2 protein-coding genes are annotated in these 1,262 nt (G+C 71.9%); both read left to right on the top strand.

Features of this window, described 5'->3' with window-relative positions; genetic code table 11:
* Positions 1 to 198 (top strand): hypothetical protein (locus AC1DU6_RS31755; protein WP_477862167.1); only part of this gene is annotated, 198 nt, incomplete at its 5' end.
* Positions 199 to 208: 10 nt separating this feature from the next.
* Positions 209 to 1,262, top strand: a 1,054-nt coding sequence (locus AC1DU6_RS31760) for a serine hydrolase domain-containing protein (protein WP_477862169.1), incomplete at its 3' end; no start/stop codon positions are given.

Genomic DNA, 1,262 nt, shown 5'->3' on the forward strand with positions numbered 1-1,262 from the left:
GCCTACGGCCTCCTGAACCTCACCGCCACGCTGCGGCCGGCTGCCGGCCCCTGGAAGCTCTGGGCCAATGTGCGCAACGTGGCCGACACGACGGCCTTCACCAGCATGAGCATCGCCTCGCCGTTGCTGGGCGCCGCCCGCCAGGTCACCTACACGCCGCCGCGCCAGTTCGCCATCGGCGCGAGCTACGACTTCTGAGGAGACCGCTATGAAGCATCTGCTGGGCCACCACCAGCCCCGCTGGGAACCGCTCGCCGACGCGTTCGACGCGCTGTTCGAGCGCGGCGACGACCTGGGCGCTTCGCTGGCGCTGACCATCGAGGGCGAGCTGGTGCTCGACCATTGGGGCGGCTGGCGCGACGAGGCGCAGCAGCAGCCCTGGGACCGCAACACGCTGACCCATGTCTGGTCCACCACCAAGACCATGACCTCGCTGTGCGCCCTGCTGCTGGCCGACCGCGGCGAGCTGGACCTGGACGCGCCCGTGGCCGCCTACTGGCCCGAGTTCGCCGCCAACGGCAAGAGCGGCATCCTGGTGCGCGACGTGCTGGGCCACACCTCGGGCGTCAGCGGCTGGGAGCAGCCCATGGGCATGGGCGACCTCTGCGACTGGGAGCGCAGCACGGCGCTGCTGGCGGCGCAGTCGCCCTGGTGGACGCCGGGCAGCGCCTCGGGCTATCACGCGCTGAACTACGGCCATCTGGTCGGCGAGCTGATCCGCCGCATCACCGGGCAGAAGACCGGCGCCTTTCTCGCCAGCGAGCTGGCCGGACCGCTGGGCGCCGACTTCCACATCGGCCTGCCGCCCGAGCACGATGCGCGCGTGGCCCGCGTTGTGCCGCCGCCACCCACGCCGGTCGACTTCTCGGCCATCCCACCCGACAGCCCCATGCTGCGCACCCTGGGCAACCCCGCGCCCGACGCGGCCTACAGCCACCGCGAGGACTGGTGCCGGGCCGACATTGGTGCGGCCAACGGTCATGGCAATGCGCGCTCGGTAGCGCGGCTGCAGTCCATCGTCGCCTGCGAGGGCACGCTCGCCGGCCGGCGTTGGTTGAAGCCCGAGACGGTGGGTCGCATCTTCGACGTGCAGGCCCGCGGCATCGACCTCGTGCTCGGCGTGCCGCTGTGCATGGGCATCGGCTACGGCCTGCCCGAACCGGCCACGCTGCCCTTCATCCCCGAGCAGCGCATCTGCTTCTGGGGCGGCTGGGGCGGGTCGCTGGTGCTGGTGGACGTGCAGAGGCGGCTCTGCCTCGCCT

It is taken from the genome of Roseateles sp. P5_B10 (assembly GCF_056400485.1).